This window comes from Pseudomonas sp. PICF6 (assembly GCF_009831705.1).
GTDB lineage: Bacteria > Pseudomonadota > Gammaproteobacteria > Pseudomonadales > Pseudomonadaceae > Aquipseudomonas > Aquipseudomonas rhizophila.
This window is the reverse complement of sequence record NZ_WUUD01000016.1, coordinates 565,038-565,259: the sequence shown is the minus strand read 5'-3', so window position 1 is coordinate 565,259 and position 222 is coordinate 565,038. Positions and strand designations below refer to the sequence as shown.

Annotated in this window: 1 pseudogene; it reads right to left on the bottom strand. The window is 58.1% G+C overall.

The window, feature by feature from the left end:
* Positions 1-222: pseudogene (locus GSM73_RS27165) on the bottom strand (Ig family protein); the annotation flags it as partial.

The window sequence follows — 222 nt, the reverse complement described above, 5'->3', positions numbered from 1 at the left end:
GTCAGCATGTTCCCCAGCGCGTTGCCGGTGCCATTGAGTGAGGCTGACCCGATCAGCGTGAGGTTTTCCAGATTGCTGCCCAGGGTCCAGTTCACCGAGGAACGCACCGTATCCACTTCGCTGACCAGGGTGCTGGTTTCGCTGATCAAGTCACTGATGTTATCGACCACGTAGGTGTCGTTGCCAGTGCCACCGATCAGCGTGTCGATACCACTGCCACCA